26 protein-coding genes are annotated in these 26,753 nt (G+C 59.7%); 9 read left to right on the forward strand and 17 right to left on the reverse strand.

Annotation, left to right across the window (positions count from 1 at the left end; all coding sequences use genetic code 11):
- Position 1 precedes the first annotated feature (1 nt).
- The 8 genes from uraH to CFBP5499_RS10780 form a co-directional block, all read right to left on the reverse strand.
- On the reverse strand, positions 2 to 358 hold the full coding sequence (gene uraH, locus CFBP5499_RS10745) for a hydroxyisourate hydrolase (RefSeq protein ID WP_080824513.1): 357 nt from the start codon (positions 356 to 358) through the stop codon (positions 2 to 4).
- On the reverse strand, positions 355 to 855 hold the full coding sequence (locus CFBP5499_RS10750; protein WP_080824512.1) for an ureidoglycolate lyase: 501 nt from the start codon (positions 853 to 855) through the stop codon (positions 355 to 357). The genes uraH and CFBP5499_RS10750 overlap by 4 nt, the downstream gene beginning before the upstream one ends.
- Before the next feature lie 3 nt (positions 856 to 858).
- Entirely contained in the window at positions 859 to 1,221 is a 363-nt protein-coding gene (locus CFBP5499_RS10755) for a HepT-like ribonuclease domain-containing protein (protein ID WP_080824511.1), read from the reverse strand.
- Complete coding sequence (locus CFBP5499_RS10760) at positions 1,218 to 1,511, reverse strand: nucleotidyltransferase family protein (protein ID WP_010972233.1); 294 nt, start codon at positions 1,509 to 1,511, stop codon at positions 1,218 to 1,220. Before CFBP5499_RS10760 ends, CFBP5499_RS10755 begins: the two co-directional genes overlap by 4 nt.
- A gap of 53 nt (positions 1,512 to 1,564) precedes the next feature.
- Positions 1,565 to 2,062, reverse strand: a complete 498-nt coding sequence (gene uraD / locus CFBP5499_RS10765; RefSeq protein ID WP_080824510.1) for a 2-oxo-4-hydroxy-4-carboxy-5-ureidoimidazoline decarboxylase — start codon at positions 2,060 to 2,062, stop codon at positions 1,565 to 1,567.
- Positions 2,062 to 2,985, reverse strand: a complete 924-nt coding sequence (gene puuE / locus CFBP5499_RS10770) for an allantoinase PuuE (RefSeq protein ID WP_080824509.1) — start codon at positions 2,983 to 2,985, stop codon at positions 2,062 to 2,064. Before puuE ends, uraD begins: the two co-directional genes overlap by 1 nt.
- 197 nt (positions 2,986 to 3,182) lie before the next feature.
- Complete coding sequence (locus CFBP5499_RS10775) at positions 3,183 to 3,890, reverse strand: DUF1045 domain-containing protein (protein WP_080824508.1); 708 nt, start codon at positions 3,888 to 3,890, stop codon at positions 3,183 to 3,185.
- 96 nt (positions 3,891 to 3,986) lie between these two features.
- Positions 3,987 to 5,201: an NAD(P)/FAD-dependent oxidoreductase gene (locus tag CFBP5499_RS10780; protein ID WP_175416684.1), complete on the reverse strand. Its 1,215-nt coding sequence runs from the start codon at positions 5,199 to 5,201 to the stop codon at positions 3,987 to 3,989.
- Between CFBP5499_RS10780 and mnmD the strand changes: the two genes are divergently transcribed.
- Positions 5,200 to 5,967 carry a tRNA (5-methylaminomethyl-2-thiouridine)(34)-methyltransferase MnmD gene (gene mnmD, locus CFBP5499_RS10785; RefSeq protein WP_080824506.1) on the forward strand — a complete coding sequence of 256 codons (768 nt, stop codon included), beginning with the start codon at positions 5,200 to 5,202 and terminating at the stop codon, positions 5,965 to 5,967. The genes CFBP5499_RS10780 and mnmD overlap by 2 nt on opposite strands.
- A 33-nt stretch (positions 5,968 to 6,000) precedes the next feature.
- On the opposite strand, the gene CFBP5499_RS10790 is transcribed toward mnmD, so the two are convergent.
- Positions 6,001 to 9,669, reverse strand: a complete 3,669-nt coding sequence (locus CFBP5499_RS10790) for a response regulator (RefSeq protein ID WP_080824505.1) — start codon at positions 9,667 to 9,669, stop codon at positions 6,001 to 6,003.
- Positions 9,670 to 10,157: 488 nt separating this feature from the next.
- Between CFBP5499_RS10790 and CFBP5499_RS10795 the strand changes: the two genes are divergently transcribed.
- Positions 10,158 to 11,630 carry a DEAD/DEAH box helicase gene (locus CFBP5499_RS10795; protein WP_080824504.1) on the forward strand — a complete coding sequence of 491 codons (1,473 nt, stop codon included), beginning with the start codon at positions 10,158 to 10,160 and terminating at the stop codon, positions 11,628 to 11,630.
- Positions 11,631 to 11,743: 113 nt separating this feature from the next.
- Here CFBP5499_RS10795 and CFBP5499_RS10800 read toward each other — a convergent pair whose 3' ends face one another.
- From CFBP5499_RS10800 to CFBP5499_RS10815, 4 genes are all read right to left on the reverse strand, one after another.
- Positions 11,744 to 12,652, reverse strand: coding sequence for a DMT family transporter (locus CFBP5499_RS10800; protein ID WP_080824503.1), 909 nt, complete (start codon positions 12,650 to 12,652; stop codon positions 11,744 to 11,746).
- Positions 12,653 to 12,814: 162 nt separating this feature from the next.
- Positions 12,815 to 13,204 carry a DoxX family protein gene (locus tag CFBP5499_RS10805; protein WP_080824502.1) on the reverse strand — a complete coding sequence of 130 codons (390 nt, stop codon included), beginning with the start codon at positions 13,202 to 13,204 and terminating at the stop codon, positions 12,815 to 12,817.
- 241 nt (positions 13,205 to 13,445) lie between these two features.
- On the reverse strand, positions 13,446 to 14,063 hold the full coding sequence (locus CFBP5499_RS10810; RefSeq protein WP_080824501.1) for a L,D-transpeptidase: 618 nt from the start codon (positions 14,061 to 14,063) through the stop codon (positions 13,446 to 13,448).
- A gap of 78 nt (positions 14,064 to 14,141) precedes the next feature.
- Positions 14,142 to 15,038: a DMT family transporter gene (locus tag CFBP5499_RS10815; protein ID WP_080824500.1), complete on the reverse strand. Its 897-nt coding sequence runs from the start codon at positions 15,036 to 15,038 to the stop codon at positions 14,142 to 14,144.
- A 449-nt stretch (positions 15,039 to 15,487) separates the two neighbouring features.
- Here CFBP5499_RS10815 and CFBP5499_RS10820 point away from each other — a divergent pair, with 449 nt between their 5' ends.
- From CFBP5499_RS10820 to CFBP5499_RS10845, 6 genes are all read left to right on the forward strand, one after another.
- Entirely contained in the window at positions 15,488 to 16,897 is a 1,410-nt protein-coding gene (locus CFBP5499_RS10820; protein WP_173987434.1) for a circularly permuted type 2 ATP-grasp protein, read from the forward strand.
- Positions 16,898 to 16,900: 3 nt separating this feature from the next.
- Positions 16,901 to 17,842, forward strand: coding sequence for an alpha-E domain-containing protein (locus CFBP5499_RS10825; RefSeq protein ID WP_080824498.1), 942 nt, complete (start codon positions 16,901 to 16,903; stop codon positions 17,840 to 17,842).
- 21 nt (positions 17,843 to 17,863) lie between these two features.
- Entirely contained in the window at positions 17,864 to 18,685 is an 822-nt protein-coding gene (locus CFBP5499_RS10830) for a transglutaminase family protein (protein WP_080824497.1), read from the forward strand.
- A gap of 1 nt (position 18,686) precedes the next feature.
- Entirely contained in the window at positions 18,687 to 19,283 is a 597-nt protein-coding gene (locus tag CFBP5499_RS10835) for a class I SAM-dependent methyltransferase (RefSeq protein WP_080824496.1), read from the forward strand.
- A 115-nt stretch (positions 19,284 to 19,398) separates the two neighbouring features.
- Entirely contained in the window at positions 19,399 to 19,863 is a 465-nt protein-coding gene (locus CFBP5499_RS10840; RefSeq protein WP_080824495.1) for a GNAT family N-acetyltransferase, read from the forward strand.
- A 20-nt stretch (positions 19,864 to 19,883) separates the two neighbouring features.
- A complete protein-coding gene (locus CFBP5499_RS10845; protein WP_080824494.1) occupies positions 19,884 to 20,294 on the forward strand; it encodes a VOC family protein in 411 nt (136 codons plus the stop codon).
- Between the two features lie 190 nt (positions 20,295 to 20,484).
- Here the strand turns inward: CFBP5499_RS10845 and araD1 are convergent, their stop codons facing one another.
- From araD1 to chvE, 4 genes are all read right to left on the reverse strand, one after another.
- Positions 20,485 to 21,480 carry a 2-keto-3-deoxy-L-arabinonate dehydratase AraD1 gene (gene araD1 / locus CFBP5499_RS10850; protein WP_175416685.1) on the reverse strand — a complete coding sequence of 332 codons (996 nt, stop codon included), beginning with the start codon at positions 21,478 to 21,480 and terminating at the stop codon, positions 20,485 to 20,487.
- A gap of 119 nt (positions 21,481 to 21,599) precedes the next feature.
- Positions 21,600 to 22,796 (reverse strand): sugar ABC transporter permease GguB, encoded by a 1,197-nt coding sequence (gguB, locus tag CFBP5499_RS10855; protein WP_080824492.1) that lies wholly within the window; start codon positions 22,794 to 22,796, stop codon positions 21,600 to 21,602.
- Positions 22,793 to 24,331: a sugar ABC transporter ATP-binding protein GguA gene (gguA, locus tag CFBP5499_RS10860; RefSeq protein ID WP_080824491.1), complete on the reverse strand. Its 1,539-nt coding sequence runs from the start codon at positions 24,329 to 24,331 to the stop codon at positions 22,793 to 22,795. The genes gguB and gguA overlap by 4 nt, the downstream gene beginning before the upstream one ends.
- A gap of 90 nt (positions 24,332 to 24,421) precedes the next feature.
- On the reverse strand, positions 24,422 to 25,486 hold the full coding sequence (gene chvE, locus CFBP5499_RS10865; RefSeq protein ID WP_080824490.1) for a sugar ABC transporter substrate-binding protein ChvE: 1,065 nt from the start codon (positions 25,484 to 25,486) through the stop codon (positions 24,422 to 24,424).
- Positions 25,487 to 25,740: 254 nt separating this feature from the next.
- Here chvE and CFBP5499_RS10875 point away from each other — a divergent pair, with 254 nt between their 5' ends.
- Positions 25,741 to 26,745 (forward strand): LysR family transcriptional regulator, encoded by a 1,005-nt coding sequence (locus tag CFBP5499_RS10875; protein ID WP_130932420.1) that lies wholly within the window; start codon positions 25,741 to 25,743, stop codon positions 26,743 to 26,745.
- The last annotated feature ends 8 nt before the right edge of the window (positions 26,746 to 26,753 follow it).

Here is a 26,753-nt window from a genome sequence, read left to right on the forward strand (position 1 = left end):
GTCAGCTTCCTCGATAGGTGGAATAGCTATAGGGCGAAAGCAGAAGCGGCACATGATAGTGGCCGCTTTCATCGGCAATGCCGAAGCGGATAGGGATGATGTCGAGAAAGGCCGGTTCCGCCAATTGGACGCCTCTGCCTCGGAGATAGTCGCCGGCATGGAAAACCAGCTCATATTCGCCGGCCGTGAAACTGTCGCCAACCAGCAGCGGCCCGCCATCGACCCGGCCGTCGCTATTTGTCCTCACCGTTTTCAGCTTCTCGCGGCGATCCCCGGAGAGTCGGTACAGCTCGATCGTCAGTCCCTCGGCGGGCGTCCCATGGGCGGCATCGAGAACATGGGTTGTCAGGCCGGTCATAGGCTGGGCTCCGCGATCATGAAGGGGTCGTCGAAAAAATACTCTTCCAGATTGTTACCCGGACCTTCGCGATCGGCAACCAGAAAATCCGAAACCGCCTGCAATGGCATCAGCGGATAATGCCAGATATTGCGGCGGTAATTCACGCCCTGATCACCCCGCGCCAGAAACACCTGCGGCCGGACGGGCCTGCCACCGTCATCTTCCGCAACGACAACGAGGAAAGGCCGGCCGGAAAGCGGCGAAAAACTCTGGCTGCCGAGCGGATGCCGCTCCATCATTTCGATCTTGTGCGGGAAAACGCGTGGCTGGCCCCGGAAGATATTGAGAATGATGCGCGCCCCCTCGCCCACAGCCTCTGGCGCTGCAAGCGCATGATGCCGCTCGGTCTGGCCACCATTGATGTGGCGCATGGAAGAGGGTGTCGTTTCAATCACATCACCAAAGGGTGTGAACGCCTCTTTGGTGAGAGGCCGTATCTCGAGAAAATCAGTCAAATGTCATTCACCTTGGGCATGCCAATTGTGCAGAAGAGAGAGTTTGTCCAGAAGGTCGGGTATCGCCGTCTGGGTCGTATCCCAGACCGTTTCCAGATTGATGCTCATGTAACCATGTGCGATCCTGTCGCGCATGCCGCGCATCTTGACCCACGGAATATCAGGAAAATCCGCAACGAAAGCCGGGAACTCTTCCATGATCCGAGCTGTCGTCTCGCCAATAATCAGAAGGTTCATCGCCACCGCCCGTTGACGGACGAGATCAGCCAAAAATTCGTCTTTTGTGTTCCGTTGAACAAAGTCGATGGTTTCCGAAGCGACCTGCCGGATGTCTTGAAGATAAACGTTCAGCCGCTCGACGCTCATACAGGCTTCGCTTCCTGTAGCACCTTCACACGGACACGCTCCGGAAAATCGCCCGGCGTCAGCAAGTGAATTTCTGTACCCCGCATAATGTCCGTCAATTCCTCCAGCAAACCGCCAAGGTCGAACAATGTCGTTCCCGGCAACGCATCCACCAGAATATCGAGATCGCTGTCCGGCCGGTCTTCGCCACGCGCCACGGAGCCGAACACGCGCGGGTTCGCCGCGTTGAAGCGCTTCGTTGCTTCGCGGATCGCCTCCCTGTTCTTTTCCAGCACCTCGGACGGTCGCATGATCTTTATCTCCAGACGGCACGATTCTAGCAGAACGGCCCGCACTCGCCAATTCAGCCTTCCGGCAGCATCGAGGCAAGGCGCAGCCAGGCGATCTTTTCCACCTGCGCCGTTGCGGTAGCAAATTCCTGCGCCGCATCGTTGCCGATGCGGGTCTCGAAGGCGGAGAGGATATCGTGCCTGTTCAGCCCCTTCACCGCAATGATGAAGGGAAAACCGAATTTTTCGGTATAGGCGCTGTTCAGTTGGGTGAACCGCGCATGTTCCTCCGGCGAAAGCCGGTCCAGCCCGGCACCGGCCTGTTCGTTGCGGCTGTCGGCGGTCAATTCGCCTGCAATCGCCAGCTTGCCGGCGAGATCGGGATGCGCCCGCAGCACGCCGAGCCTCTCCGCCTCGGAAGCCACCCGGAACTGCGCACAAAGGGTTGCGTGAACCGCCTTCGCCGTCAGTTCCAAGCCTGCTCCGCCAGCATCGTAAGCACGTTCGGCGATGAAGGGCGAATGTTCGAACACGCCGCCAAAACGGGCGACAAATTCCTCACGCGTCACCATCAGAGAGTCTCCGGCTTGTGGTGTTCATGCCAGTGGCGGGCGATCTCGAGGCGCTGCGGAATCCACACCTTCTCGTGACCAAGCACATATTCGATGAAACGGCGCAGCGCCGCAGCTCGGCCGGGCCGGCCGACGAGACGGCAATGCAGGCCGACGCTCATCATCTTCGGCGCACCTTCAACACCCTCCTGATAAAGCACATCGAATGCATCTTTCAGATAGGTGAAGAACTGATCGCCGGAATTGAAACCCTGCGGCGTGGCGAAACGCATGTCGTTGGTTTCGAGCGTATAGGGAATGATCAGAAACGGCTGCTTGCCCTCGCCCTTTACCCAATAGGGCAGATCGTCGGCATAGGAATCCGAGGAATAAAGGAAGCCGCCCTCCTGCATGACGAGGCGCAACGTATTGTCGGAGGGCTTGCCCTGATACATGCCGTAGGGACGCTCGCCCGTCAGTTCGGTGTGCAGGCGCACCGCTTCGATGATGTGCTTGCGCTCTTCCTCTTCGGAGAAATCCTTGTATTCAAGCCAGCGATAACCGTGGCTGGCAATTTCCCAGCCCGCTTCCTTCATGGCGGCAACGGCCTCGGGGTTGCGGGCCATGGCGGCGGTCACGCCATAAACCGTGGTGGTGACGCCTAGCCCGGTGAACATGCGCCACAGCCGCCAGAAGCCGGCGCGCGAACCATATTCGTAGATCGATTCCATATTCAGATTACGCTGGCCGGGCCACGGCTGGGCGCCGACGATTTCCGACAACAGCGATTCCGATGCCTTGTCATTGTCGAGAATGCAGCTTTCGCCGCCCTCCTCGTAATTGATGACGAATTGCACGGCGATGCGCGCCCCGCCCGGCCATTTCGGATCGGGAGCGTTGCGGCCATAGCCCACCAGATTGCGGGAGTAATTTTCGGAAATCATTCAGCCACCCAGAACATCTCTCCCGGGGCTCAAAGCCGGTTGCGGGAGATAAGATAAACCTCCGAACCTTGCCGGGCCGGACAGGCAGGCGTGCTTCGGATATGCGATGCCGAACGGTAGCATTCGCATCCGGAATGTCGAGACAATCTTGCCGACATTCCGATGCTTTTTTGTATACGATTACAGGCAGACGCGCTTCAGGCAATCTTGCGGGCGGAAACGCGGCCCATGGGATGCAGCGAATGCACGCGGAAAGGCGCACCGGGCTCATCCTCGATGAAAAGCGCCAGGCTGGTAAATTGCAATGTCCGGGTCAATAACGGCTCGAAAACCTTGCGCACGGCCCGCTCGATCCTCTGGCTGCTGGAAGGCTCCACACCACCCGTCAGCGACATCTGGAACCGGAACTCGTCCATCACATGCGGGCTGCCCCAGCGATGCAGATTGGTGAGCTGCGAGGCCGACAGCCGGTCCGGATCGGCGCGCTCGATTTCCGCCTCGGAGAGCGGTGCGCGGTAACGGTCAAACTCCTGCACCACGCGGGCGGCAAAGAAATGCAGCACTTCACAGGGACGCTCGGGAACGAGGCTGAAGACATTCTCCTGTCTTGCCACCACCAGTTGCGGAAGCGTGAAGGGATCCTGCCTGCCGGAAAAATACATCAGGTCACGCAGCAACCCCGCCTCGGACTGGCCTTCGGCAAGGCGGAAAGGTGCCTTGATCGTGCCATGAAAACCGTAACGGCGCGGCAGCGCCGTGTGGTAGGAAATCTCCTGCATGCCGAGATCGATCATGCCCGGCGGCTCCACCGCATGACCGGAATAGGCATCACGCCCCAGCCACGCGGCGGCAGCCTGCGTCAAAGGGTCATTGGGGGAAGGCGTGAAATGAATGGCGTATCGCATGCGCTGTCACCTCGCCGCAAATGCGGACAAACCGGCCTCTTTGCAGGCCAGCAAATAAGTGATTTGCGTGACAGATTAACGACGTGGGCGGCCTGATCAGAACTTTCTAAAGTCCGGGACGGCAATACTCACGTGTTCTTGAAGGCGAAAGCCTGAGGGGATGACAGGCGTATGACCGCATACGGTTTGCAACGCCGCATCGGCAAGAAAATGCGCGAGACCGAAGCTCACCTTGAAACCGCCGGAGAGCGCAACGAGCTTCGGAGTGCCGGCCATCGCCCCCACCATCGGGTCCCTCCCCACCGCCTTCGGGCGCAGCCCGGCCCAGCGTTCGAGCACCGGCGCGCCGGCAAGCGAAGGGACGACGGCGCAGGCGTCCGCAAGCAGTTTTTCGAGCTTCTCATCAGTACTGAAGGGCTCGGAAAAACAATCTTCGCTGGTACTGCCGATCGCGACGGTGCCATCCTCATGCGGCACGATATAAAGACCGTTGAGGAACACGACCGGCATGGCCGGGTCAGCGGCAGCGCCGAGAAGCGCCGCCTGCCCCTTTACCGCCTGCCCGAGCGCAACCTCCGCTTCCAGACCGAGAGCGTCACGGATCAGGGGAAAGGAATCATGACCGTTGGCAACCACGGCATGGCCGAAGCTTATCTCCTCTCCCGAAGACAACACCGCCCGCCCGTCATCCGCATCGAGAGAAACAACGCGGCAACCTTCCGCCACCTGCACATGCCGCGCCTTGCGGAGAAAAGCCGAGAGCAGCGCGATCATGGCGCGCGGCGAGACCCTTGCCGCCAGCGTGTCGAAGACAAAACCCGCCTCGCCTACCGCGTCATCCACCCAGCCCGCGACCGACGGCCTCTCTCCCACATGCCAATGGAACCGGCGTTCGCCCGATCGCCAATTTTCCGCCGCATCCCGCTCATGTCGCGCGGCGATGCCGCGCAGATGCGGTTTGGGCAGTGGAATGATCCGGCCGCAGCGGCGATAACCGCCGGAAAGCCCGGTCTCCGCCTCCAGCCCCGCGATCTCCGCCTCCAGCGCCACAAGAGCATCAAACTGAAACTGTTTCTTGTCCGACCAGCGGTCTGGCATATGTGGCATCAAGGCGCCCAGAAGCCCGCCGCTCGCGCCGCCGCCAAGACGACCCGCCTCCACCAGCAGGGTATCGATGCCGACCCGCTCCGCCTTCACCGCCGCCCACAGGCCCATGATGCCGCCGCCGACGATGAGCAGCGGCACGGAACCCGGCAAACTCATTCTTGGTGATTGACCCTGTTCGAAAGCGGGATTATCGGCTTTAGCCATGAAAAATTCCAACGACACTATCAGAGAAACTGGCAGAGAGACTGGCGCAGAGACCGGTTCGGCAACCGGAGAAAACCAGACGGCGCTCGACTGGCGTGACGGGGATATGCCCTATTCGCTGGCCTTTGACGATCATTTTTATTGCCAGACGGATGGCAGGCTGGAATGCGGCCATGTCTTCCTGTCCGGAAACGGGTTGCCGCAACGCTGGCTCGAACGGGACGGCGTTTTCCGCATCGGCGAGCTGGGCTTCGGCACCGGCCTCAATCTCTGCGAGACCTGGCGCCAATGGAAACAGGTCCGCAACGGCCGCTCCACGCTGCATTTTATCTCCTTCGAACTTTACCCGATGAAGGCAGACGAGATCGACCGGGCGCTTTCCCGCTGGCCGGAGGTGGATGCTGAGCGCAAGGCGCTTGTCGCCCGCTGGCCCGCCGAGCCGCAAGGCCGGGTCGAGATCGAACTGGACGATGCAACGCGCCTGACGGTGGTCTGCGGTGAGGCACTTGCCGGCATTTCCGGCAGCGATCTGAGTTTCGATGCCTGGTTTCTCGATGGCTTCACGCCAGCGCGTAACCCGGACATGTGGTCGCTGGAGATCATGCAGGCGCTTTTTGCGAAAACGGCGCCGGGGGGCACATTCGCCACTTACGCCGCCGCCGGCTTCGTCCGCCGCAATCTCATCGCCGCCGGTTTTGACCTGGAGCGCAGAAAGGGATTTGCCGGAAAGCGGGAAATGCTCTGCGGCACCAAACCCTCGACCTGAGGCAATTCAGAAAACCAAAATGGCGCCGGATATTCAGATGCCCGGAGCATCCCGCCGCAGCACGTTCTCGCCCAGCCATTGCGCGATCTTGTCTTCGAGGCTTTCGGGGCTGATCGGCTTCGACAGATAGTCATCCATGCCCGCCTCCAGGCAGCGTTCCCGGTCTGCCTCCTGCGTATGGGCGGTGACGCCGATGATAGGCACATGCCGGCCGTCGGCCGCAGATTTTTCGGCAGTACGGATGGCCTGTGTCGCCTGGTGTCCGTTCATGACAGGCATGGACACATCCATCAGAATGAGGGCGGGGTTATAGTCCTCCCATGCCTGAACGGCCCTCTTGCCATTGCCGACGATCAGAAAGCGCAGGCCTGCCTGCTGCAAGATCTGGCTGAAGACAATCTGGTTGACGTCGTTATCCTCGGCCACCAGCACGTCGAGAAGGCACGGCCGGCTGCGTTCGGGAACCGTGGCCGGAGCTTCGACCCGTTGTTTCCTTTCGGCGGGGCGGCCTTCCGGCCGGGCCTTCTCCCCACCCATCCCCTGCGCAAGCGGATGCTGCCGGCTGCGCTTCAGCCGCACATCGCGTACCACGTCGAACAGGGTGGAGCGCAGCAGCCGCGCCCGCGCCGGTTTCATCAGATGCGCCTGCACGCTGAGATCGGTAAACAGCGTCTCGTCGCCCACGACATCCATCGAGGTCAGGAAAACAATGGCGATATCGTCAAAGCGCACATCCGCCCGGACCCGTTCCACCACGTCGAGCCCGTTCATCACAGGCATATGATAATCGAGGATGATGGCGTCGATGGCAAAGCCGAGTGATGTCGCTTCCTGCAACACGGCGATGCCGGATGGTCCATCCTCCACCGCATGGCCGTCTATGCCCCAGCTTCGAAGCTGCTCCGTCAGGATGCGGCGGTTGACGTCGTTATCGTCGATGACCAGCACCCGGATATCGTCGATCGCCACGGAAAGCAGCGGCGCGTCCCGCCGTTGCTCCATCACCTGAAACGGAATATCGACCTCGAAGGTCGAACCCCTGCCGACTTCGCTGACGACATTGATCTTGCCGTCGAACAGGCCGACGAGGCCGACCGTGATCGCAAGGCCCAGCCCCGTTCCCTCGTGCCGCCGTGTCGCCGAACCGTCGACCTGGCTGAACTTGTCGAAGATCGTTTCCAGCTTGTCGGCCGGAATACCGATGCCGCTGTCTTCGACGCGCAACGAAAAAATGCTTTCCGACGCCTCCGCAGACTGCGCCGAAAGCTCCACCAGCACATGTCCGGTTTCGGTGAACTTGACGGCATTTCCGACGATATTGGTGACGATCTGACGGAACCGGCCGGCATCGCCAATGACCTTGCCGGAAACCGAGGCATCGATGCGGACGATCAACTCGATGTCCTTTTCCAGCGCCGCCGAGGACAGGAGCGAGACCACATCCTCCACCGCTTCCGCGGGATCAAAGGGCACGCTGCGCAGCTTCATCTGCCCGGCCTCGATCTTGGAGAAATCCAGAATATCGTTGATGATCGTCAACAGCGCATTGCCTGACTTGACGATGATGTCGGTAAAGGTCTTCTGGCGCGTATCGAGCTTGGACTTGGCCAGAAGCTCCGCCATGCCGAGCACGCCATTCATCGGCGTGCGGATTTCATGGCTCATATTGGCCAGAAATTCCGATTTGGCCCGATCAGCCGCTTCCGCACGGGAGAGCAGCCGCTGCAACTCCTCCTCGCGCATCTTCATCTCGGTCACGTCAGTGACGATGATGAGCCAGTAATTGCCGGAACTGTTGGTGGCTTCCAGATTGAGCCAGCTTTTGCCGGCCACCTGGATGAGCCAGGAAAATGGCCGGTTGGCGGCGATATGCTCCCTCCAGGCGCTGAGGGTCGCCTGCGCCTCTTCCGGATTGCCAAAATCACCGCGCGCAGCGCAATGGCTGAAAAAGCCTGACCAGTTCTCACCCTTGTCCAAAAGGTGCGGCGGCACGTCGAACATGCGCGCCATCGCCTCGTTGGACATGATAATCGTGCCCTGCTCCACCAGCACCAGGCCCTGCGCCATGGCCCGTGTGGCGCCCTGCATATATTCCCCGACACGCTCCAGCTCTGCCTTCGCCTTGCTGATCTCGGCGTCGCGCATGCGCACATCGGTCACATCGGCATAGGTGCTGAGGATCTTCCCGCCTTCGAGGCGGGTTTTCGAGATAACGGTCACTTTGCCGCTTTTGCTGCGCACCTCGCGGGGGGCGAAGACCGCATCTTCGGCCAGCCGCTGCACCCGCTCGTCATATACCTCCTCGAAGGACCGGTCGCCATAGTCGTAAAGGCCGCTCTCGAAATTCATCTCCATGAATTCGCGATAGCTCTTGCCGACAAGCGACTTCTCGCCGCCGATCTCACCCCAGACCTGGTAGAAGAACGGATTGACATATTCGATGACGAGATCGGCATTGAGCAAAAGCACACCCACCGGCAGGGCGCGGAGAACCGCCTGGAGCTGCCGATGCAGCGCCTCGGCCTCGGCCTGCGCGGCGATCAGCGCCTTTTCCCGATCCTGCAGCAGGCTGACATCGGTAACCGAACCCACCAGATAATATTCATCGTCGGGCGTCGCGACCCGGCCGAGCCGGGTGATGATGGGAATGGTGCGGCCATCCGAAAGCAGAACGCTTGCCGTCTTTTCAACAGCCTCTCCGGTTTGCAGAATATACTCGTTTTCCCGCTGGAACTGCGGCCCTTCCTCCGGAAACATCTCACATTCATTCTTGCCGATATGATCGGCAAGGTTGCCATCCAGGAATTTCTCATAGGCCGCATTGGCAAAGGTCAGCCGCCTCTTCTGATCCCTCAGGAACACACCGACGGGCAATTGCTCCAGGGCGGCGCGCAGCAGCCAGGTCTCGCGGATCTGGGTGCTCAGAAGCGTCTCATGTGCCTTGAATTCGGTCACATCGACACGGAGCCCGACCAGCATGCCGTTTTCCAGCCGCTTGTTGACGATGCGCACCCAGCGGCCATCGGCGAATTGCTCCACCTTTTCGAAATAGGGCAGGGAAAAATTCTGTAGCTGCGCCTGCATCCACCCTTCGAAGGCCGGATCATCGTCCTTCGTATCGCGATAGCCACTCGAAAAATAAAGGGCTTCCATCAGCGTTTCGAGCCGGACGCCGGGCCTCAGCTCGACGCCGAGGGCGCCGTAGAACTCGCGGAAGCGAGCGTTGCAATAAACAAGCCGGTTTTCACGGTCATAAATGACGATACCCGCGTCGACGAGATCGATCACCCCGCTGCCGAACAGCAGGTCAGAAGTGCCCCTGGCATCCGGAAACTCCTCCACCACGGCGGACGGCATGTCTTCGAACACCTCGAACAGGAAAATATTGCCGTCATCGCCGATAAACCGCTCGCAGCGAAGCGTGTGCGCCACCGTGGAACCCTCAACATGGCAGGCAATCATCTCATCGGTGGCGAAGACCAGTGAGCGGCGCTCCCTGTCCTCGCGCTCGGCGTCGCGAATATCGCCGGAAAGGGAAAGGCCGGTGCGGCCTTCGAATGCTGAGGGCTCTCGCCCCATCACCCGGCCATAGGCGGCATTGACCACGACATAGCGCAGCTCGCTGTCCTTGATGCACGCGGGCAGGTCCAGGGCGGCCACGGCCCTGCACGCTTTTTCCAGCAACCCGCAGCCCTCGGTCAATCGATACTCCACACCCTGCAGTCCATCCCTGTCGAATCAAATATTTCCGGATGCCGTCGCAAAAAACGTTATGTGAGAAAATCGATCTTTGCTATGTATCCTGAGGTCGCGCTACCCTTTTTTAACCACAATTCTTCGCCTGTGGCGTGCGTTCCGAAGATAGCCGGCAACCGATGCGCATGGCTGCCATGCGCTGTCAGGCGGCATCGTTACAAAACTATTGCTTGACTTTGACGCACAAAACGCCCACATCCCCGTCAAGCTTTCACCTTCGGCAGCCGCGTGAGCTGCAGCGTATGAACCAAGTCCCTTGGACCGCATGAAGGAAAAGCGCAACGAATACAGAAGACGGCATTTGCCGCACTGATGCGCAGAAAGTTATTCCAACCCACAAGTTCCCAATTCACGCGGGGTTCTTGACGCCAAAACCGCCGGACAGCAACCCTGCTCCGGACGAATGGTTTTTGGCGCCCCGAAAGGCAATTTTATTGACCAGTTTTAGCGAACTCGGCCTCTCTGAAAAGATTGTGGCCAGCGTTACCCAGCTTGGCTATACCGCCCCCACTCCCATTCAGGCAAAGGCCATTCCGCTGCTGCTTGAAGGCCGCGACCTCATCGGCCTCGCACAGACGGGCACCGGCAAGACGGCCGCTTTCGGCCTGCCGATCATCGAAATGCTGATGAAGCAGGCCGACCGCCCGGCAAACCGCACCACCCGCACCCTCATCCTCGCACCGACCCGCGAACTGGTGAACCAGATCGGCGACAATCTGCGCTCCTTCGTGAAGAAGACGCCGCTGCGCATCAACCAGGTTGTCGGCGGCGCGTCGATCAACAAGCAGCAGCTCCAGCTCGAAAAGGGCACTGATATCCTCGTGGCCACCCCCGGCCGCCTGCTGGACTTGATCGCCCGCAATGCGATCTCGCTCTCGAAGGTCACCTATCTGGTGCTTGACGAAGCCGACCAGATGCTCGACCTCGGCTTCATCCACGACCTGCGCAAGATTTCCCGGATGGTCCCGGCCAAGCGCCAGACACTTCTGTTCTCGGCCACCATGCCGAAGGCAATCGCCGATCTGTCGCACAGCTACCTGACCGATCCGGTCAAGGTCGAAGTCACCCCTCCGGGCAAGGCTGCCGACAAGGTCGAGCAGTACGTGCATTTCGTTGCCGGCAAGAATGACAAGACCGACCTCCTGAAGAAGTCGCTGAACGAGAACCCGGATGGCCGCGCCATCGTTTTCCTGCGCACCAAGCACGGCGCGGAAAAGCTTTACAAGCATCTCGAACATATCGGCTTCAAGGTCGCTTCCATTCATGGCAACAAGAGCCAGGGCCAGCGCGAGCGGGCACTGAAGGGCTTCAAGGACGGTGACATCAAGGTTCTGGTCGCAACCGACGTTGCCGCCCGCGGCATCGATATCCCGGCCGTAACGCACGTCTTCAACTATGACCTGCCGGAAGTGCCGGATGCCTATGTTCACCGCATCGGCCGTACCGCCCGCGCCGGCCGCGACGGCATCGCCATCGCTTTCTGCGCACCGGACGAAACCCGCCTGCTGCATGACATTGAAAAGCTGATGAAGATCGATATTCCGGTTGCCTCTGGCGAACGTCCGGCCGGTCTTGCCAGCCCGACACGCCCCAACAACAACCGTGGCGGCCGCAACAACAATGGCGGCCAGCAGCGTGGCCCGCGTGAAGGTGGACGGCACAACGGCGAATCCCGCCCGTCCCGCAACCATGCTCCGCGCGACGCCGACAACGATCTGGAAGTCACGTCCGACTTCAAGCGCGTGAAGCAGGCTGAAGGCGATGCAGGCCGTCCGGCCGGCCCCCGCAAGCACCGCCGCCCGGCCCGTAAGCCCGGCGGCAGCGGCGCCAACCGCCACGCACCTGCTGGCGGCAACGGCCAGGAAAAGCGCGCTTCCGGCAACGGCAATCGCGGCCGTAACCGCTAAGGCGCTCGGCTTTGCCGTGCATTTCTTCTCCCCGCTGGGGAGAAGAAAACAAGCAGCACACGCTCGCCAATCAAACCCCGCAGGTCACTGGCCCGCGGGGTTTTTCTTTCCCCTCACCCGCCCTGCGCGACCGGCCGACGCCGGGACGGCAAGGTCATGGCCAGCACGCCTGTTATCACGCAGACGAGCCCCACCCACATGGTAGGCGTCGGCACTTCGCCCAGAAACACCATGCCGATGGCAACCCCGACCGGCACCCGGAGATAGGCCTGCGAGGTGGTGCCCACCGAGCCCAGCGTCTGCATCAGCCGGAAATAGATCATGAAGGCGAGCGCGGTGGAAAAGACGCTGAGGCACAGAAGTGCCGTCAATGACGCCGCCGAAGGCGACAATGTCCAGGGCCGGTCTACGATCAGGCTGACCGGCAACAGCAGGACGGCGCCGCAAATCAGCGAGCCGGCGGCCGGCATGATCGGATCAAGTCCCTTGAAGTTCTTGCCGAATATCGCCGCGCAGGCATAGGAAAATGCTGCCGCCAGCACCGCAAGCTGGCTCCATATCGCCTCCCCTGCCCCACCAAACGCTTCAATGCCGATGATGAGGCAAACGCCCGTCATGCCGGCGATGGTGCCGAACAGCTTACGCCCGCTCACCGCCTCATGCCGGATGACGAGCGCGGTGAGAAGGAAGGTGAAGATCGGCGTCGTGGCATTGAGAATGACGGCAAGACCGGCATCGATGCTCTGTTCCGCCCAGGCGATCAGCGTGAACGGCAGGACGCTGTTGATGCAGGCCTGAATGAAGAACAGCCGCCAGGTTGCTAAGTCCGTGGGCAGCCGCAACCCGCGCAGCCGCATCACCGCAACGAGCAGCAGGCCGGCAATCAGGGTTCTCGAGGCGATGAAGGTAATGGGCGGTATCGTCTCCACGCCAATCTTGATGAAGGTGTAGGATGCCGCCCACAGCGTGGACAGCAAGGCGAGAAACAGCAATTCACGGGCGATGGTGTTCTGAGGGGTCACGGATCGATTTCCAACTGAGTTGAGGGTGGCCCGTTCCTAACCCGAAAACAAGCACCTATGCTTCGGCGGCGGCCGAAGTTTCAATCCTTCTCTAAAAAAGAAGCTCCGCACGGTGTGACCGTGCGGAGCTTCGGCAAAAAAATCGATGATGGGTCGGGCAGATCAGGCGCGGCGTTCATCCACCGAGAAAGCGCCCGGACCGGCAACGAACAGATAGAGGAAGATAAAGCAGAACAGGATGGCGGCATCACCCCCGTTGAGTGCCGGGAAGAAGCTCTTCGGCCCGTGCGCGATGAAATAGGCAACAGCCATCTGACCGGACAGGATGAAGGCGACCGGACGCGTGAAGAGGCCGATCAGCACGAGAATGCCGCCGACGAATTCCAGAATCGCCGCCAGCAGCAGCATCGTCGGCAGGGAGCCTTCCATCTGCGATGCCGGAAAACCGAACAGCTTCTGCGTTCCGTGCGAAATGAAAAGCAGCGCCGTCATGATGCGTAGCGCCCCCAGTGCCTGCGGGCGATAGCGGGAAAGAGAGTCGAAAGTTGCCATGTTGAATGTGTCCCCGTTGAAGTGGTGAAACGCCGGTGAGAGCGCGATGGCACGTTTATGGATACACCTCCCAAATAGCGGAAATCACGTTTCCGATATTGCAGGACTACCTAAAATAAGCAAAACTCACTTTTCTACAAATAGTTGATTTTACCATAGAAAATTTACTTTCTCCCGGAAAAATCAACTCAAGGCTTCAGACATTTTTTCTGGCCGCGAAGGCGGAAAAACCGCCCCCGCCTCACGCCTGCAGCACAACCACCTTCGAACCGACAGGCACGCGGCTATAAAGATCGATGATGTCGTGGTTCAGCATGCGGATGCAGCCGCTCGACATGGCGTGGCCGATGGATTGCGGCTGGTTGGTGCCGTGCAGGCGGAACATGGTGTCGTTTCCGCCACGATAGAGATAAAGCGCACGCGCGCCGAGCGGGTTGTTCGGGCCGCCCGGCATGCCGGCGGCGAATTTCAGATTGCGCGGATCGCGGCGCATCATGTTTGCGGTCGGCGTCCACGAAGGCCATTCGGACTTGCGGCCGATATAGGCGTCGCCCTTGAGCGCTAGCCCCTGCCGTCCGACACCGACGCCGTAACGCATCGCCCGCCCATCGCCCATAACATAATAGAGACGCCGCGACGGCGTATCCACCACCACCGTTCCAGCCGGATGGCTGGTGTCATAGGTGACTTCCTGCCGGCGCAGTTCCGGCTTGACCTTGTCGAGATGCATGGCGGGAAGCGGGAATTTCTCCTCCGGCTTTGCCGCATAATTCAGCCTCTGCTGGCCGATACCGGTATTGGCGCAGCCGGCCAGCAGCAGCGGCAATCCGATGAGAACACCACGACGTGAAATAGACATGTAACCCCCGCCAAATCTTTGGATTAACGAGAGGTATAATTTTATGGTTAATAAAACCCTAATATGAGGTTGTATTAATTAACGTGCGACAACCGGAACGGTGGGGCGGCGATTGGCGAGATAAACCCCCGTCACCGCCAGAACGGTGCCGGCAATCATGGCAGGCGTCAGCGTTTCCCCAAAAAGCACGGCGGCTTCCACCGCGGCCAGCGGCGGCACCAGATAGATCAGCGAAGCGGCGCGTGAGACCTGCCCGCGCCGGATCAGATAAAGAAGCAGCGCCACCGCGCCGATGGAGATGGCGCCCACGGACCAGCCAAGCGTGGCGGCAAGCCCGAGGCTCCAGTCCACATGCCCATCCTCCAGCAAAAGTGCGAAGGGAACGGTGACAAGCAACGCGCCGACATATTGCAGCGTCGCCACGGCCATGATGTTTCCGCCATGGACATATTTCTTCTGGTAGAGCGTGCCATAAGTCACCGACACCATGCCCAGCACATTCACCGCCACGGCATAAAGCGGCACGGACATGCCAAGCGCGCCTGTGGCCATGACCTTCGGCAGCACGGCAATGGCGATGCCCGCAAAACCGAGCAGTAGACCCACGCGCTGCAGGGGCGAAATTCTCTCCCCAATCATGAAGCGGGCAGCCACCGCCGTCATCAGCGGCTGCAGGCCGGCGATGATGCCGCCGATCGCGGCCGGCACGCCCTGCCCGATCGCCCACCAGATCATGCCGAGATAAATGCCATGCAAAAACACGCCTGACAGGATCGCCCGCAGGACATCGGCACGCTGCTTCGGCCACGAAATGCCGGAAAACCGGCAGATAGCCCACAAGAGCAGGCCAGCCAGCAGATAACGCAGACAGAGGAAGGTCAGCGGCCCCGTATAATAGACGGCATATTTGGCGGTGACCCAGCCGGTCGACCAGAGAAAGACGAAGATGGCCGGAGCCAGACGGTCGAGCGACATTGAACATCCCCTGTGCCGCGCGACAATGCCAGGGGAGATTGCTCCCGACGGGTGCGATGCGGCGAATTGATCTTTCTGCGGCCAGGCGCGAACCGGCGAATGATCAGGGCCGGTCGTTTAGCAAGGCGCTATCTCCCTCGCCATGAAAGGTCAAAGGCGTTTTTGTGATCACATCTTTCAGATTTTCTGATGCGGAATCCGCGATCCATCAACCGAAAGCGAACGAATAAAATTTGTGCATTCGCCCACGCTGCACACAGGCCTATCGCTCCCTTCGATCCTGCTACAGTGCGCAACCAATCTACCGGTGCTGCATTTATAAGCAAATACCGAAAAAACGCTTCTTTTTTAAAACTCTAGACGGGCGAAAAATCTTCAACGAGAGCTCCGCATAGTTCTTGCATTGCATTTCTCGTTGTATTCATATGGCAAAAAAGGGGACATCGAAGTTGGCATTTGACGAAATGATAAATGCGGACGACACGCCGCGAAGCCCATATGAAAACTATAACGAGTGGTACAGCCGGCAGGACAGGGCGCACCTGATCCAGAAATCAAAAGACGCGGAAAACATCTTTCGAAAAACCGGTATTACTTTCGCAGTCTACGGCCACGCCGACAGTTCAGAAAAACTGATCCCTTTCGATATCATCCCGCGCATCATCTCCGGCCGTGAGTGGCGCAAACTGGCCCAGGGTATCGAACAGCGCGTTCTCGCCCTCAACGCTTTCCTCGACGATATCTACCACAAGCAGGAAATCATCCGCGCCGGACGCATCCCCCGCGAAATCATCGAGAGAAACGAAGCCTTCCTGCCGGAAATGATCGGTTTCACCCCACCCGGCGGCGTTTACACTCATATTGTCGGCACGGATATCGTCCGCACCGGCGAAGACCAGTTCTATGTTCTGGAAGACAATGCCCGCACGCCCTCCGGTGTCAGCTACATGCTGGAAAACCGTGAGACGATGATGCAGATGTTCCCGGAACTCTTCCACGAAAACAAGGTGCGGCGGGTCGAGGACTACCCCTATCAGCTGCGGCAATCGCTCGCCTCGCTGGCGCCGCCCGGCTGCACCGACAAGCCGCGCGTCGCGATCCTCACACCCGGCATCTACAATTCCGCCTATTACGAACATTCCTTCCTCGCCGACATGATGGGTGTCGAGCTGGTGGAAGGCTCCGACCTGCGCGTCATGGACGGCAAGGTCAAGATGCGCACAACCCGTGGCTACGAGGCGATCGACGTGCTCTACCGCCGCGTCGATGACGACTTCCTTGATCCCTTGACCTTCCGGCCGGATTCGGCGCTCGGTGTGCCCGGCATCATGGATGTCTACCGCGCCGGCAACATCACCATCGCCAATGCCCCCGGCACCGGCATTTCCGACGACAAGGCGATCTATTCCTACATGCCGGAGATCGTGGAATTCTACACCGGTCGCAAGCCGCTTCTGGAAAACGTGCCGACCTGGCGCTGTTCCGAGCCGGATAGCCTGAAATACGTGCTCGACAATCTTGCCGAACTGGTCGTCAAGGAAGTCCATGGTTCTGGCGGTTACGGCATGCTGGTCGGCCCCACGGCGTCGAAAAAGGAACGGGCGCTTTTTGCCGAAAAGCTGAAAGCCCGCCCCTCCAATTACATCGCGCAGCCGACGCTGTCGCTTTCCACCGTGCCGATCATGGTCAAGAACGGCATAGCGCCGCGCCATGTCGATCTGCGTCCTTACGTGCTGGTGTCGGACAAGGTGAAGATCATCCCCGGCGGCCTGACCCGTGTTGCCCTCAAGCAGGGTTCGCTGGTGGTCAATTCCAGCCAGGGCGGCGGCACCAAGGATACATGGGTACTGGAGGACTAAGCCATGCTGGGCAGAACGGCAAACGGGCTCTACTGGATGTTCCGGTATATCGAGCGCGCTGAAAACATCGCCCGGCTGATCGATGCGGGCCTGCGCGTTTCACTGACGCGCAGCGGCAGCGGCGATGAGGACTGGGACGGCGTGTTGCAGAGCGCCGGCGTGCACGAGGAATTCCTCGAAACGCGCGAAAAAGTGACGGCGGCCAATGCGATCGACTATCTCCTGCGGGACAAGGCCAATCCTTCCAGCGTTATGTCCTGCATCGAGGCCGGCCGCAACAATGCCCGCATGGTGCGCACGGCGCTGACGCGCGAAACATGGGAAGCCACCAACGAATTCTGGATCGAGCTGAAGAACATTCTCGGCCGCAAGCTCAGCCATGCGGAACTGCCGCAGACCATTGACGTCATCAAGCATCGCGCCGGTCTGGTGCGCGGCGCTTTCCACGGTTCGATGCTGCGCAACGATCTCTATAATTTCTCCCGCATCGGCACTTTCATCGAACGCGCCGACAACACCGCCCGCATTCTGGACGTCAAATATTACGTGCTGCTGCCGGCCGTGGCGCATGTGGGCTCTTCGCTCGACAATGCACAGTGGGAATCCATTCTGCGCTCGGTCTCGGCGCACCGTTCCTATGGCTGGGTCTATGATGCGGAATACAAGCCGGCCAATATTGCCGACTTCCTTATTCTGAACGGCCGCATGCCACGTTCGCTCGCCTATTGTTATGAAAAGATCGCCAGCAACCTCAATTACATCGCCGAGGATTACGGCGAGAGGCACAAGGCGCATGACACGGCGGAAAGCATTCGCGACAGTCTGCGCAAGACGACGATCGGCCGCGTCATGGATGAAGGTCTGCACGAGTTTCTGGAGAGATTCGTCAACCGGAACGGACAGCTGGGGCAGGAAATCATGGAAGGCTACCGCTTTTACCAATAAGCGCGTGGACGGGGACAGCTTATGCGTCTGAAAATCACCCATACGACGGAATATGTCTATGACGAGCCGATGCCCTATGCGTTGCAGCGGCTGCGCCTGACGCCGCAGACCGGCCCGTGCCAGACGGTTGAGGACTGGGATGTCTCGGTCGATGGCGCCACCGTCGAAGTGACCTATGACGACCATTTCGGCAACCGCGTCGCGCTGGTGGAAACGGAAGGCCCGCAACGCAAGGTCAAGGTCGTGGCGAGCGGCCTCGTCACCACCGAGGACAAGGCCGGCGTGGTCGGCCCTCACGTTGGCAATGCGCCACTGTGGCTTTTCCTGCGCGAGACGCCGCTGACCAAGCCGGGCAAACTGGTGCGTGAACTGGTGAAGGTCAGCACGGGCGATACCGAACTATCCCGCCTGCATGACCTCATGGAGAATATTCACCGCAAGGTGGAGTATGTGCCGGGTTCGACCGACATTGAAACCACGGCGGAAACGGCGCTGGAGGCAGGCAAGGGTGTGTGCCAGGATCACGCCCATATCCTGATTTCCGCCGCCCGGCTGATGGGCCTGCCGGCCCGTTATGTTTCCGGTTATCTGATGATGGAAGAGGTGGCGGAACAGACGGCCACCCATGCCTGGGCCGAGGTGCATCTTCAGGGGCTGGGCTGGGTCGGCTTCGACGCCGCCAATAATATCTGCCCCGACGACCGTTACGTCCGCATCGCATCGGGCCTCTGCTACCGCGATTGCGCGCCGATATCAGGCATGCGCATCGGCCCGGCCGGCGAAACCTTGAATGTCTCGGTCACTGTGCAGCAATCGCAGAGCCAGAGCCAGTCGCAGAGTTGACATGACGGCTAAGGACGACGAGACGATCGGCTTTTATACCGACCATGCCACGGCCTATACGTCACGGGGGCAGGACCCGGACCGTCCGCATCTGGAGACATTCCTGGCGCGACTGCGAGCCGGCGCGAGCATCCTCGAGTTGGGGTGCGGCGGCGGACAGGACAGCGAATACATGCTATCCGCCGGTTTCGATGTTCACCCCACCGATGGAACGCCTGACATCGCAAAGGCAGCGCAAGCCCGGCTCGGCATTCCCGTCAGGACATTGCTGTTCGAGAATATTGAAGACACGGCGCTTTATGAAGGCGTCTGGGCGAACGCCTGCCTGCTGCATGTACCCCGCCCTGCCCTGCCGAGCATCATCGGCCGCATACACACGGCGCTCAAACCGGGCGGCGTTTTTTATGCGAGCTTCAAGGCGGGGGAAGCGGAAGGACGCGACATGTTCGGCCGTTATTACAACTATCCTTCCAAAGCCTGGCTTGAGGAAACCTACGGGCAATTCGGCTGGACGGAGGTAGAGATCGTGGCCCGGCAGGGCAGCGGATACGACAAGCTTCCGACCGACTGGCTGCATGTGACGGCCACGAAAGCCTGACCCGGCGCGACAAGTTGGCGGTTGCGAAAACCCCTTCCGACCGCTTAAATCGCGGCATCGATTTGATGCATGCTCCGGCCTCACCCCCTGGCGGCATGCTGAACGGGAGAGGGTTTTGTACAATATTTCCGACTATCGCGACTGCCAGTCCCATGGCCCCACCATCGCGGACCGCGTCTGGACGGCCTGGTGGCAAGATAGCGGCCTCAAGGTCGGGGACGTCGCAGAGCACCTGCAGGACATGACCAATCCCCATAGGCTGCCCACCGGCTTTGTTGCCCATGACGGCGATGACTATGTCGGCTCCGCCTTCCTCATCCATTGCGATCTGGAGGAGCGCCCGCAATATCTGCCATGGGTCGCAGCTCTATGGGTGGAGGAAGACCGCCGCCGCTCGGGCGTTGCGCGCGCCCTGATGCAGGCCGCAACGCAAAGGGCCGCCGAACTCGGTCATGAAACCAGCTATCTCTGCTGCCAGCGCGATCTCGAAACCTATTATGTCAATTGCGGCTGGACCGTTCTGGAACGCGGCGTTGGCAAACACGATCTGACGGTGCTGACCTACAGCACGAAAACATAGGCCATCCGCCGGGAGAAACCATGCGACCACCAGCCGCCCTTATGGAGACCGCGATCTACGCCGACGACCTCGATGCCGCCGAGGCCTTTTACCGCGATGTCTTCGGGCTGGAAGTGGTGCTGAAACTGCCCGGCCAGCTGGTTTTCTTCAAATGCGGCCGCCAGATGCTGCTGGTCTTCAATCCGGAGGCGTCACGTAAAGCCGATGCTCACAATCCGATCCCGCGTCATGGCGCGGTCGGGCAAGGCCATTTCTGCTTTTACGCGGAGAACAAATCGGACGTGGACGAATGGAAGGCCCGCTTCGAGGAGCTTGGAATTCCCGTCGAACACTATCACCGTTGGCCGAATGACAGTTATTCCGTCTACGTCCGTGACCCGGCGGGCAATTCCGTTGAGGTGGGCGAAGGTAAGCTTTGGGGGTTCGACTAGCATAGCAGAGCCACCTCTGCGGCAACTGTGGAGGAAGGACTGCAAGCCCTCCTTCGTCATCCTCGGGCTTGTCCCGAGGATCTAACCACGTCGAATAAAATCAATCGGTTGCAGATAACAGGGACAAGCCCGAGGATGACGCCGAGAGGGGGCGACCCCCACCCTCAACCGTTTCAAGCCAAACCGCAGATCAGATCTGCCGAACGGCGATCTCTTCTTCCGCTTCCACCGCAAGCGGGTTCCTCAGCGGCAATCCAAAGCCGGCCGCCTCGATCTCGAACACGTCGCCAGCCTCCGGCGTGATACCTTCGGCAAATGAGAGCGTTGCCGTGCCGAACATATGCACATGCACATCGCCCGGCGCACGGAACAGGCCGTATTTGAAGTGGTGATATTCGAGGTTCGCGAAGGTGTGGGACATGTTGTCTTCACCCGAAACGAACGGCTTTTCAAAAATCACCTTGTCGCCGCGACGGATGCGCGAGGTGCCGCGAATATCCGACGGTGGGGCGCCGACGCGGATTTCCGGGCCGAAGCTGGCCGGGCGCAGCTTGGAGTGTGCGAGGTAGAGATAGTTGATCCGCTCGGTAACGTGATCGGAAAATTCGTTCGAGACGGCAAAGCCGATACGCACAGCTTCACCCTTGTCGGAGATCACATAGATGCCCGCCATCTCAGGCTCTTCGCCGCCATCCAGCGCAAACGACGGAGAGGTGAGTGCTGCACCCGGCGCTGCCGTCACATGACCGTTGCCCTTGTAGAACCACTCGGGCTGAACGCCCTTTTCGCCGGCCTTCGGCTTGCCATTTTCCAGTCCCATGCGGAACATCTTCATGGAATCCGTCAGGCTTTCTTCCGCCGCTTCCGTCGTCTTCTTGTGCATGCTGTCGCGGGTTGCAGCCGAACCGAGATGGGTCAGGCCAGTGCCGGTCAGATGCAGATGCGCCGGATCGGGATGGGTGATCGGCGGCAGGAAACGGCCCTCGGCATAGGCCTTTTCGAGATCGACGGCATCGCCCAGACCATGCGCGGAAACGACGTCCGCAAGGGTCTTGCCGCCATTGGCGGCTTCCATGGCGAGCGCATAGACCGACGCCGCACCCTTGACGGCGCGCGCCTGCCCGCCTTCTTCGCGAACCGCGACGGTGATGTTGCCACTGGCATCTTTGATCTGTGAAATGAGCACGGGATTTCCTTCCTCCGGCGCAACGCGCCTTGTCTCTTCTACGAGGCGCATAACGCCTGCATCTTATGAAAGTGGCCGGAAACCGGCCACTTTTTTGACTGCGATAGGAGTTTGGCCGTTCAGCCCTTGTTCTTGTTGTAGACGTCGAAGAACACGGCGGCGAGCAGCACGAGGCCCTTGACCATCTGCTGGAAGTCGATGCCGAGACCGACGATCGACATGCCGTTGTTCATGACACCCATGATGAACGCGCCGATGACCGCACCGGTGATCTTGCCAACGCCGCCGGAGGCCGAAGCACCGCCGATGAAGCAGGCCGCAATCACGTCCAACTCGAAGCCCACGCCGGCCTTCGGCGTTGCCGAGTTGAGGCGGGTCGCGATGATCATGCCGGCAAGACCGGCCAGCACGCCCATGTTGACGAAGGTCAGGAAGCTCAGGCGTTCGGTATTGATACCCGAAAGCTTGGTCGCCTTCTCATTGCCGCCCATGGCGTAGACACGGCGACCGATGGTCGTGCGGCGCGTCACGAAGCTGTAAAGTGCGATCAGAACCAGCATCACGATCAGCACGTTCGGCAGGCCGCGATAGGTAGACAGCTGGTAGCCGAGGAACAGGATGGCAGCCGAAATCAGCAGGTTCTGGACGATGAAGAAGCCGAAGGGCTCAACATCGATGCCGTGCTTGACGTTCACAACACGGCGGCGCCATGCCAGATAAAACAGCGCGACCGTAATCAGCACCGTCAGGATCATCGACGTGGTGTTCAGACCTTCGATGCCGCCAATATCAGGCAGGAAGCCGGTGCTGATAACCTGGAAATCGGTGGGGAACGGGCCGATGTTCTTGCCGCCGAGCACGAAGAGCGTCAGGCCGCGGAACACCAGCATGCCCGCCAGCGTCACGATGAAGGACGGGATGCGGTGATAGGCGATCCAGTAACCCTGGGCAGCACCGATGATGCCGCCGATGACGAGACAAATCAGCGCCGCCAGAAACGGGTTCATGCCCCATTGCACGGTCAATATGGCCGCGATCGCGCCGACGAAGGCGACGATGGAACCGACCGAGAGGTCGATATGCCCGGCCACGATGACCAGCAGCATGCCAAGCGCCATGATGACGATGAACGAGTTCTGCAGGATGAGGTTGGTCAGGTTCACAGGACGGAACAGGATGCCGCCGGTGTAGAACTGGAAGAAAACCATGATAGCGACGAGCGCGATCAGCATGCCATATTCGCGGATATTGGAGCGAATATACGACCCGACCGAGATGACGTTGCTTTCTTCGTTTGTGGTGTTTGCCGAACTCATGAGTTCTTCTCCCCTGAGCGCATGATAGCGCGCATGATGCTTTCCTGGCTCGCCTCTCCCTTCGGCAATTCAGCGACGATGCGGCCTTCGTTCATGACGTAGATGCGGTCGCAATTGCCAAGCAGTTCAGGCATTTCCGATGAGATCATCAGAACGCCTTTGCCATCGGCAGCGAGCTGGTTGATGATGGTGTAGATTTCGTATTTTGCGCCAACGTCGATGCCGCGTGTCGGTTCATCGAGAATCAGCACGTCGGGGTCGGAGAACAGCCACTTGGAGAGCACAACCTTCTGCTGGTTGCCGCCCGAAAGATTGACCGTTTCCTGAAAGATGCCCGAGGAGCGGATGCGAAGACGCGTGCGGAAATCGCTCGCCACCTTCATTTCCTTGATGTCGTCGATGACGCTGGCCTTCGACACGCCGGCCAGATTGGCGAGCGTGGTATTGTGCAGAATATTGTCGTTGAGCACGAGACCGAGATGTTTGCGGTCTTCGGTCACATAAGCGAGGCCGGCGTCGATCGCCTTGCGCACGGTGCTGACATCAACAGGCTTGCCGTCGATCAGCACGTCGCCGGTGATCTTGTGGCCATAGGACTTGCCGAACACGCTCATCGCGAACTCGGTGCGCCCTGCCCCCATCAGACCCGCGATGCCGACGACTTCGCCCTTGCGCACGGTGACGTTGATGTCGTGCAGAACCTTACGGTCACGATGCTGCTGGTGATAGGCGTTCCAGTTCTTCACTTCGAGAATGGTCTCGCCGATCGGCACGTCGCGCGGCGGATAACGATCCTCGAGATCGCGTCCCACCATGTTGCGGATGATGACATCCTCGCTGATTTCTTCCTGATGACAGTCGAGCGTCTTCACCGTCATGCCGTCGCGCAGCACGGTGATCTGGTCGGCCACCTTGCGCACTTCGTTCAGCTTGTGGGTGATGATGATCGACGTCATGCCCTGATTGCGGAATTCCATCAACAGGTTGAGCAGCGCCTCGGAATCGCTTTCGTTGAGCGAAGCCGTCGGCTCGTCGAGGATGAGCAGCTTCACGCTCTTCGACAGTGCCTTGGCGATTTCGACCAGCTGCTGCTTGCCCACACCGATATCGGTGATCAGCGTCTCCGGCGATTCCTTCAGACCCACCTTCTTCAGGAGTTCGCGGGTACGGTTGAAGGTCTGCTGCCAGCTGATGACGCCGTTCGAAGCGACTTCGTTGCCGAGGAAGATGTTTTCCGCAATCGACAGGAGCGGCACGAGTGCAAGCTCCTGGTGAATGATGATGATACCAATATCTTCACTGTCGTTGATGGCGCGAAAATTCCGCACGGCGCCTTCGTAGTGGATTTCGCCCTCATAGGTGCCGGCGGGGTAAACACCGGAAAGGACCTTCATCAAGGTCGACTTCCCCGCGCCGTTCTCACCGACGAGTGCGTGGATCTCACCCTCTTTAACCTTGAGGTTGACGTTCTCAAGCGCTTTCACGCCCGGAAACGTCTTGGTGATATTCCGCATTTCGAGAATGGTATTGGCCATATCGCAATCCAGCGCCCGATTAATTCAGGCGTTTTTATTTTTATGGAAAAACGGGGATGACGCCAAGCCATCCCCGCATGTGTCTTCAGCTTATTTCAGCTGGTCTTCCTTGTAGTAACCGCCGTCAACGAGAACCTGCTTGTAGTTCTCCTTGGTCACGGCAACCGGCTTCAGCAGGTAGGACGGAACAACCTTGACGCCATTTTCATAGGTCTTGGTGTCGTTTACCTCAGGCTCCTTGCCCTGCAGAACGGCATTGACCATGCCAACAGTAACCTTCGCGAGTTCGCGAGTGTCCTTGAAGATGGTCGAATACTGTTCGCCGGCAATGATCGACTTGACGGACGGAACTTCAGCGTCCTGACCGGAAACGACCGGCAGCGGCTGGTCCTTCGTGCCATAACCAACGCCCTTCAGCGAGGAGATGATGCCGATGGAAAGACCGTCGTAAGGCGACAGAACGGCATCAACCTTGGCGTCGGTGTAATAAGCAGACAGAAGGTTGTCCATACGGGCCTGGGCCGTTGCCGGATCCCAACGCAGCGTACCGACCTTGTCCATGCCGGTCTGGCCGGACTTCACGACCAGCTTGCCGCTGTCGATGTAAGGCTGGAGAACCGACATTGCGCCGTCGTAGAAGAAGAAGGCGTTGTTGTCGTCCGGGGAGCCGCCGAAGAGTTCGATGTTGAAGGGGCCCTTGCCATCCTTCAGGCCGAGCTTGTCGACGATCGAAGTTGCCTGCAGAACGCCAACCTGGAAGTTGTCGAAGGTTGCGTAGTAGCTGACGTCGCCGCTGTTACGGATCAGACGGTCATAAGCGATGACCTTGATGCCCTGCTCGCCGGCCTGCTTCAGAACGTCCGACAGCGTCGTGCCGTCGATCGACGCGATCACGAGGACCTTGACGCCCTTGGTGACCATGTTTTCGATCTGGGACAGCTGGTTCGGAATATCGTCGTCAGCATATTGCAGGTCGGTCGTGTAACCGGCTTCCTGCAGCTGCTTGACGATGTTGTTGCCGTCGTCGATCCAGCGTGCGGACGACTTGGTCGGCATCGCGATACCGACAGAACCCTTGTCCTGTGCGAAAGCCGGCGCTGCGAAAGACGCAGCACCGATGGCACAAGCTGCCATCAGCGAAATAATGGACTTCATAAACTCTCTCCCTTGAGCCCTTCTCTGGAGCCCGCATGCTGCGGTGCACCATGAAATTCATGCCGTCAGAGGAAGAAGCCGCGCTGCGCTCGTTCCCTTTCGCAGTTGCGAAACGGAACAGCTGCCGCTCCTCCCCGGCATTCCGCAAATTGTTCTGAATCCATATAACTGTCAAATAGAATATATCGGTTTCCATATATCAATTATGATATATTAAATCGATACAAAAACCGATGAGGGGTATAAAGCAGCACATGAACAACCAAAAAGTGTATGAGCAGGCGCAAACAACAGAGGCTCTTTTCGTCTTTGAAGACAACCCTCTGCTGCGGGCGGGATTGAAGATGAGCCACCTGCGCATGCTGGTCATGATCGAGGAGCACGGGCAGGTCAGCGCGGCAGCGGCCGCCATGAACATGACACAGCCCGCAGCCTCGCGCATGCTCTCGGAAATGGAAGCAATCGTCAAATCACCGCTTTGTCAGCGAGCCTCGCGCGGCGTGGTGCTGACAAAGTTCGGCGAGGCCCTGGCGCGCCGGGCCCGCACCATATTGCTGGAACTGCGCGAGGCGAGCCGCGAACTCAACCAGATGAAGTCGGGCAGCGGCGGCTCGGTCTATATTGGCGCCGTCACCGCCCCGGCGATCAGCCTCGTCGTTCCCGCCATCCGGCGCGCCATGGACACCTATCCCGGCATCGAAATCAACGTGCAGGTGGAAAGCAGCAACGTGCTGGCCCGCGAACTGCTGGCGGCGCGTCACGATTTCATCATCGGCCGCATTCCCGATGATTTCGATCCCGGCCTTTTTTCTATCCATGAAATAGGCATAGAGCGCGCCTGTCTGGTCGTGCGCGAAGGCCACCCGCTGCTGCGCGGCGAGCCCGTGACCCTGCAGGATCTCTCCGGTTACGACTGGGTCTTCCAGCCACCCGGCGCGCTGTTGCGCAGAACGATGGAGGATGTCTTCCTCACCCATGGCGTCGCCATGCCGCGCAACGTCATCAACACGCCCTCCGTGGTGCTCACCCTTGCCCTCGTCTGCAATACCGATGCCATCGCCCCCATCGCGCAGGACATGGCCGAATTCGTTGCCGGACAGCAGGCGGATATCGGCCGAACCCGCATTTTGCCGACGGATTTCGAACTCGTGGTCAAGCCCTACAGCATCATCACCACCAAGGGCCGGGTTCTACCGCCCAGCGCCCGCCTGCTTTACGATCTGGTGCTGGATGAAAGCCGCAAGCTGACAAACCCGTGACGACGGCA

Source organism: Agrobacterium tumefaciens, from assembly GCF_005221325.1.
Classification (GTDB): Bacteria; Pseudomonadota; Alphaproteobacteria; order Rhizobiales; family Rhizobiaceae; genus Agrobacterium.

What these genes read in the sequence shown, in the direction of transcription:
- uraH (WP_080824513.1), bottom strand. Translation starts at nt 358, where the DNA reads ATGACCGGCCTGACAACCCATGTTCTCGATGCCGCCCATGGGACGCCC.
- CFBP5499_RS10755 (WP_080824511.1), bottom strand. Translation starts at nt 1,221, where the DNA reads ATGAGCGTCGAGCGGCTGAACGTTTATCTTCAAGACATCCGGCAGGTC.
- CFBP5499_RS10760 (WP_010972233.1), bottom strand. Translation starts at nt 1,511, where the DNA reads ATGCGACCGTCCGAGGTGCTGGAAAAGAACAGGGAGGCGATCCGCGAA.
- uraD (WP_080824510.1), bottom strand. Translation starts at nt 2,062, where the DNA reads ATGGTGACGCGTGAGGAATTTGTCGCCCGTTTTGGCGGCGTGTTCGAA.
- puuE (WP_080824509.1), bottom strand. Translation starts at nt 2,985, where the DNA reads ATGATTTCCGAAAATTACTCCCGCAATCTGGTGGGCTATGGCCGCAAC.
- CFBP5499_RS10775 (WP_080824508.1), bottom strand. Translation starts at nt 3,890, where the DNA reads ATGCGATACGCCATTCATTTCACGCCTTCCCCCAATGACCCTTTGACG.
- mnmD (WP_080824506.1), top strand. Translation starts at nt 5,200, where the DNA reads ATGAAAAATTCCAACGACACTATCAGAGAAACTGGCAGAGAGACTGGC.
- CFBP5499_RS10780 (WP_175416684.1), bottom strand. Translation starts at nt 5,201, where the DNA reads ATGGCTAAAGCCGATAATCCCGCTTTCGAACAGGGTCAATCACCAAGA.
- CFBP5499_RS10805 (WP_080824502.1), bottom strand. Translation starts at nt 13,204, where the DNA reads ATGGCAACTTTCGACTCTCTTTCCCGCTATCGCCCGCAGGCACTGGGG.
- CFBP5499_RS10810 (WP_080824501.1), bottom strand. Translation starts at nt 14,063, where the DNA reads ATGTCTATTTCACGTCGTGGTGTTCTCATCGGATTGCCGCTGCTGCTG.
- CFBP5499_RS10815 (WP_080824500.1), bottom strand. Translation starts at nt 15,038, where the DNA reads ATGTCGCTCGACCGTCTGGCTCCGGCCATCTTCGTCTTTCTCTGGTCG.
- CFBP5499_RS10825 (WP_080824498.1), top strand. Translation starts at nt 16,901, where the DNA reads ATGCTGGGCAGAACGGCAAACGGGCTCTACTGGATGTTCCGGTATATC.
- CFBP5499_RS10830 (WP_080824497.1), top strand. Translation starts at nt 17,864, where the DNA reads ATGCGTCTGAAAATCACCCATACGACGGAATATGTCTATGACGAGCCG.
- CFBP5499_RS10835 (WP_080824496.1), top strand. Translation starts at nt 18,687, where the DNA reads ATGACGGCTAAGGACGACGAGACGATCGGCTTTTATACCGACCATGCC.
- CFBP5499_RS10845 (WP_080824494.1), top strand. Translation starts at nt 19,884, where the DNA reads ATGCGACCACCAGCCGCCCTTATGGAGACCGCGATCTACGCCGACGAC.
- gguB (WP_080824492.1), bottom strand. Translation starts at nt 22,796, where the DNA reads ATGAGTTCGGCAAACACCACAAACGAAGAAAGCAACGTCATCTCGGTC.
- gguA (WP_080824491.1), bottom strand. Translation starts at nt 24,331, where the DNA reads ATGGCCAATACCATTCTCGAAATGCGGAATATCACCAAGACGTTTCCG.
- chvE (WP_080824490.1), bottom strand. Translation starts at nt 25,486, where the DNA reads ATGAAGTCCATTATTTCGCTGATGGCAGCTTGTGCCATCGGTGCTGCG.
- CFBP5499_RS10875 (WP_130932420.1), top strand. Translation starts at nt 25,741, where the DNA reads ATGAACAACCAAAAAGTGTATGAGCAGGCGCAAACAACAGAGGCTCTT.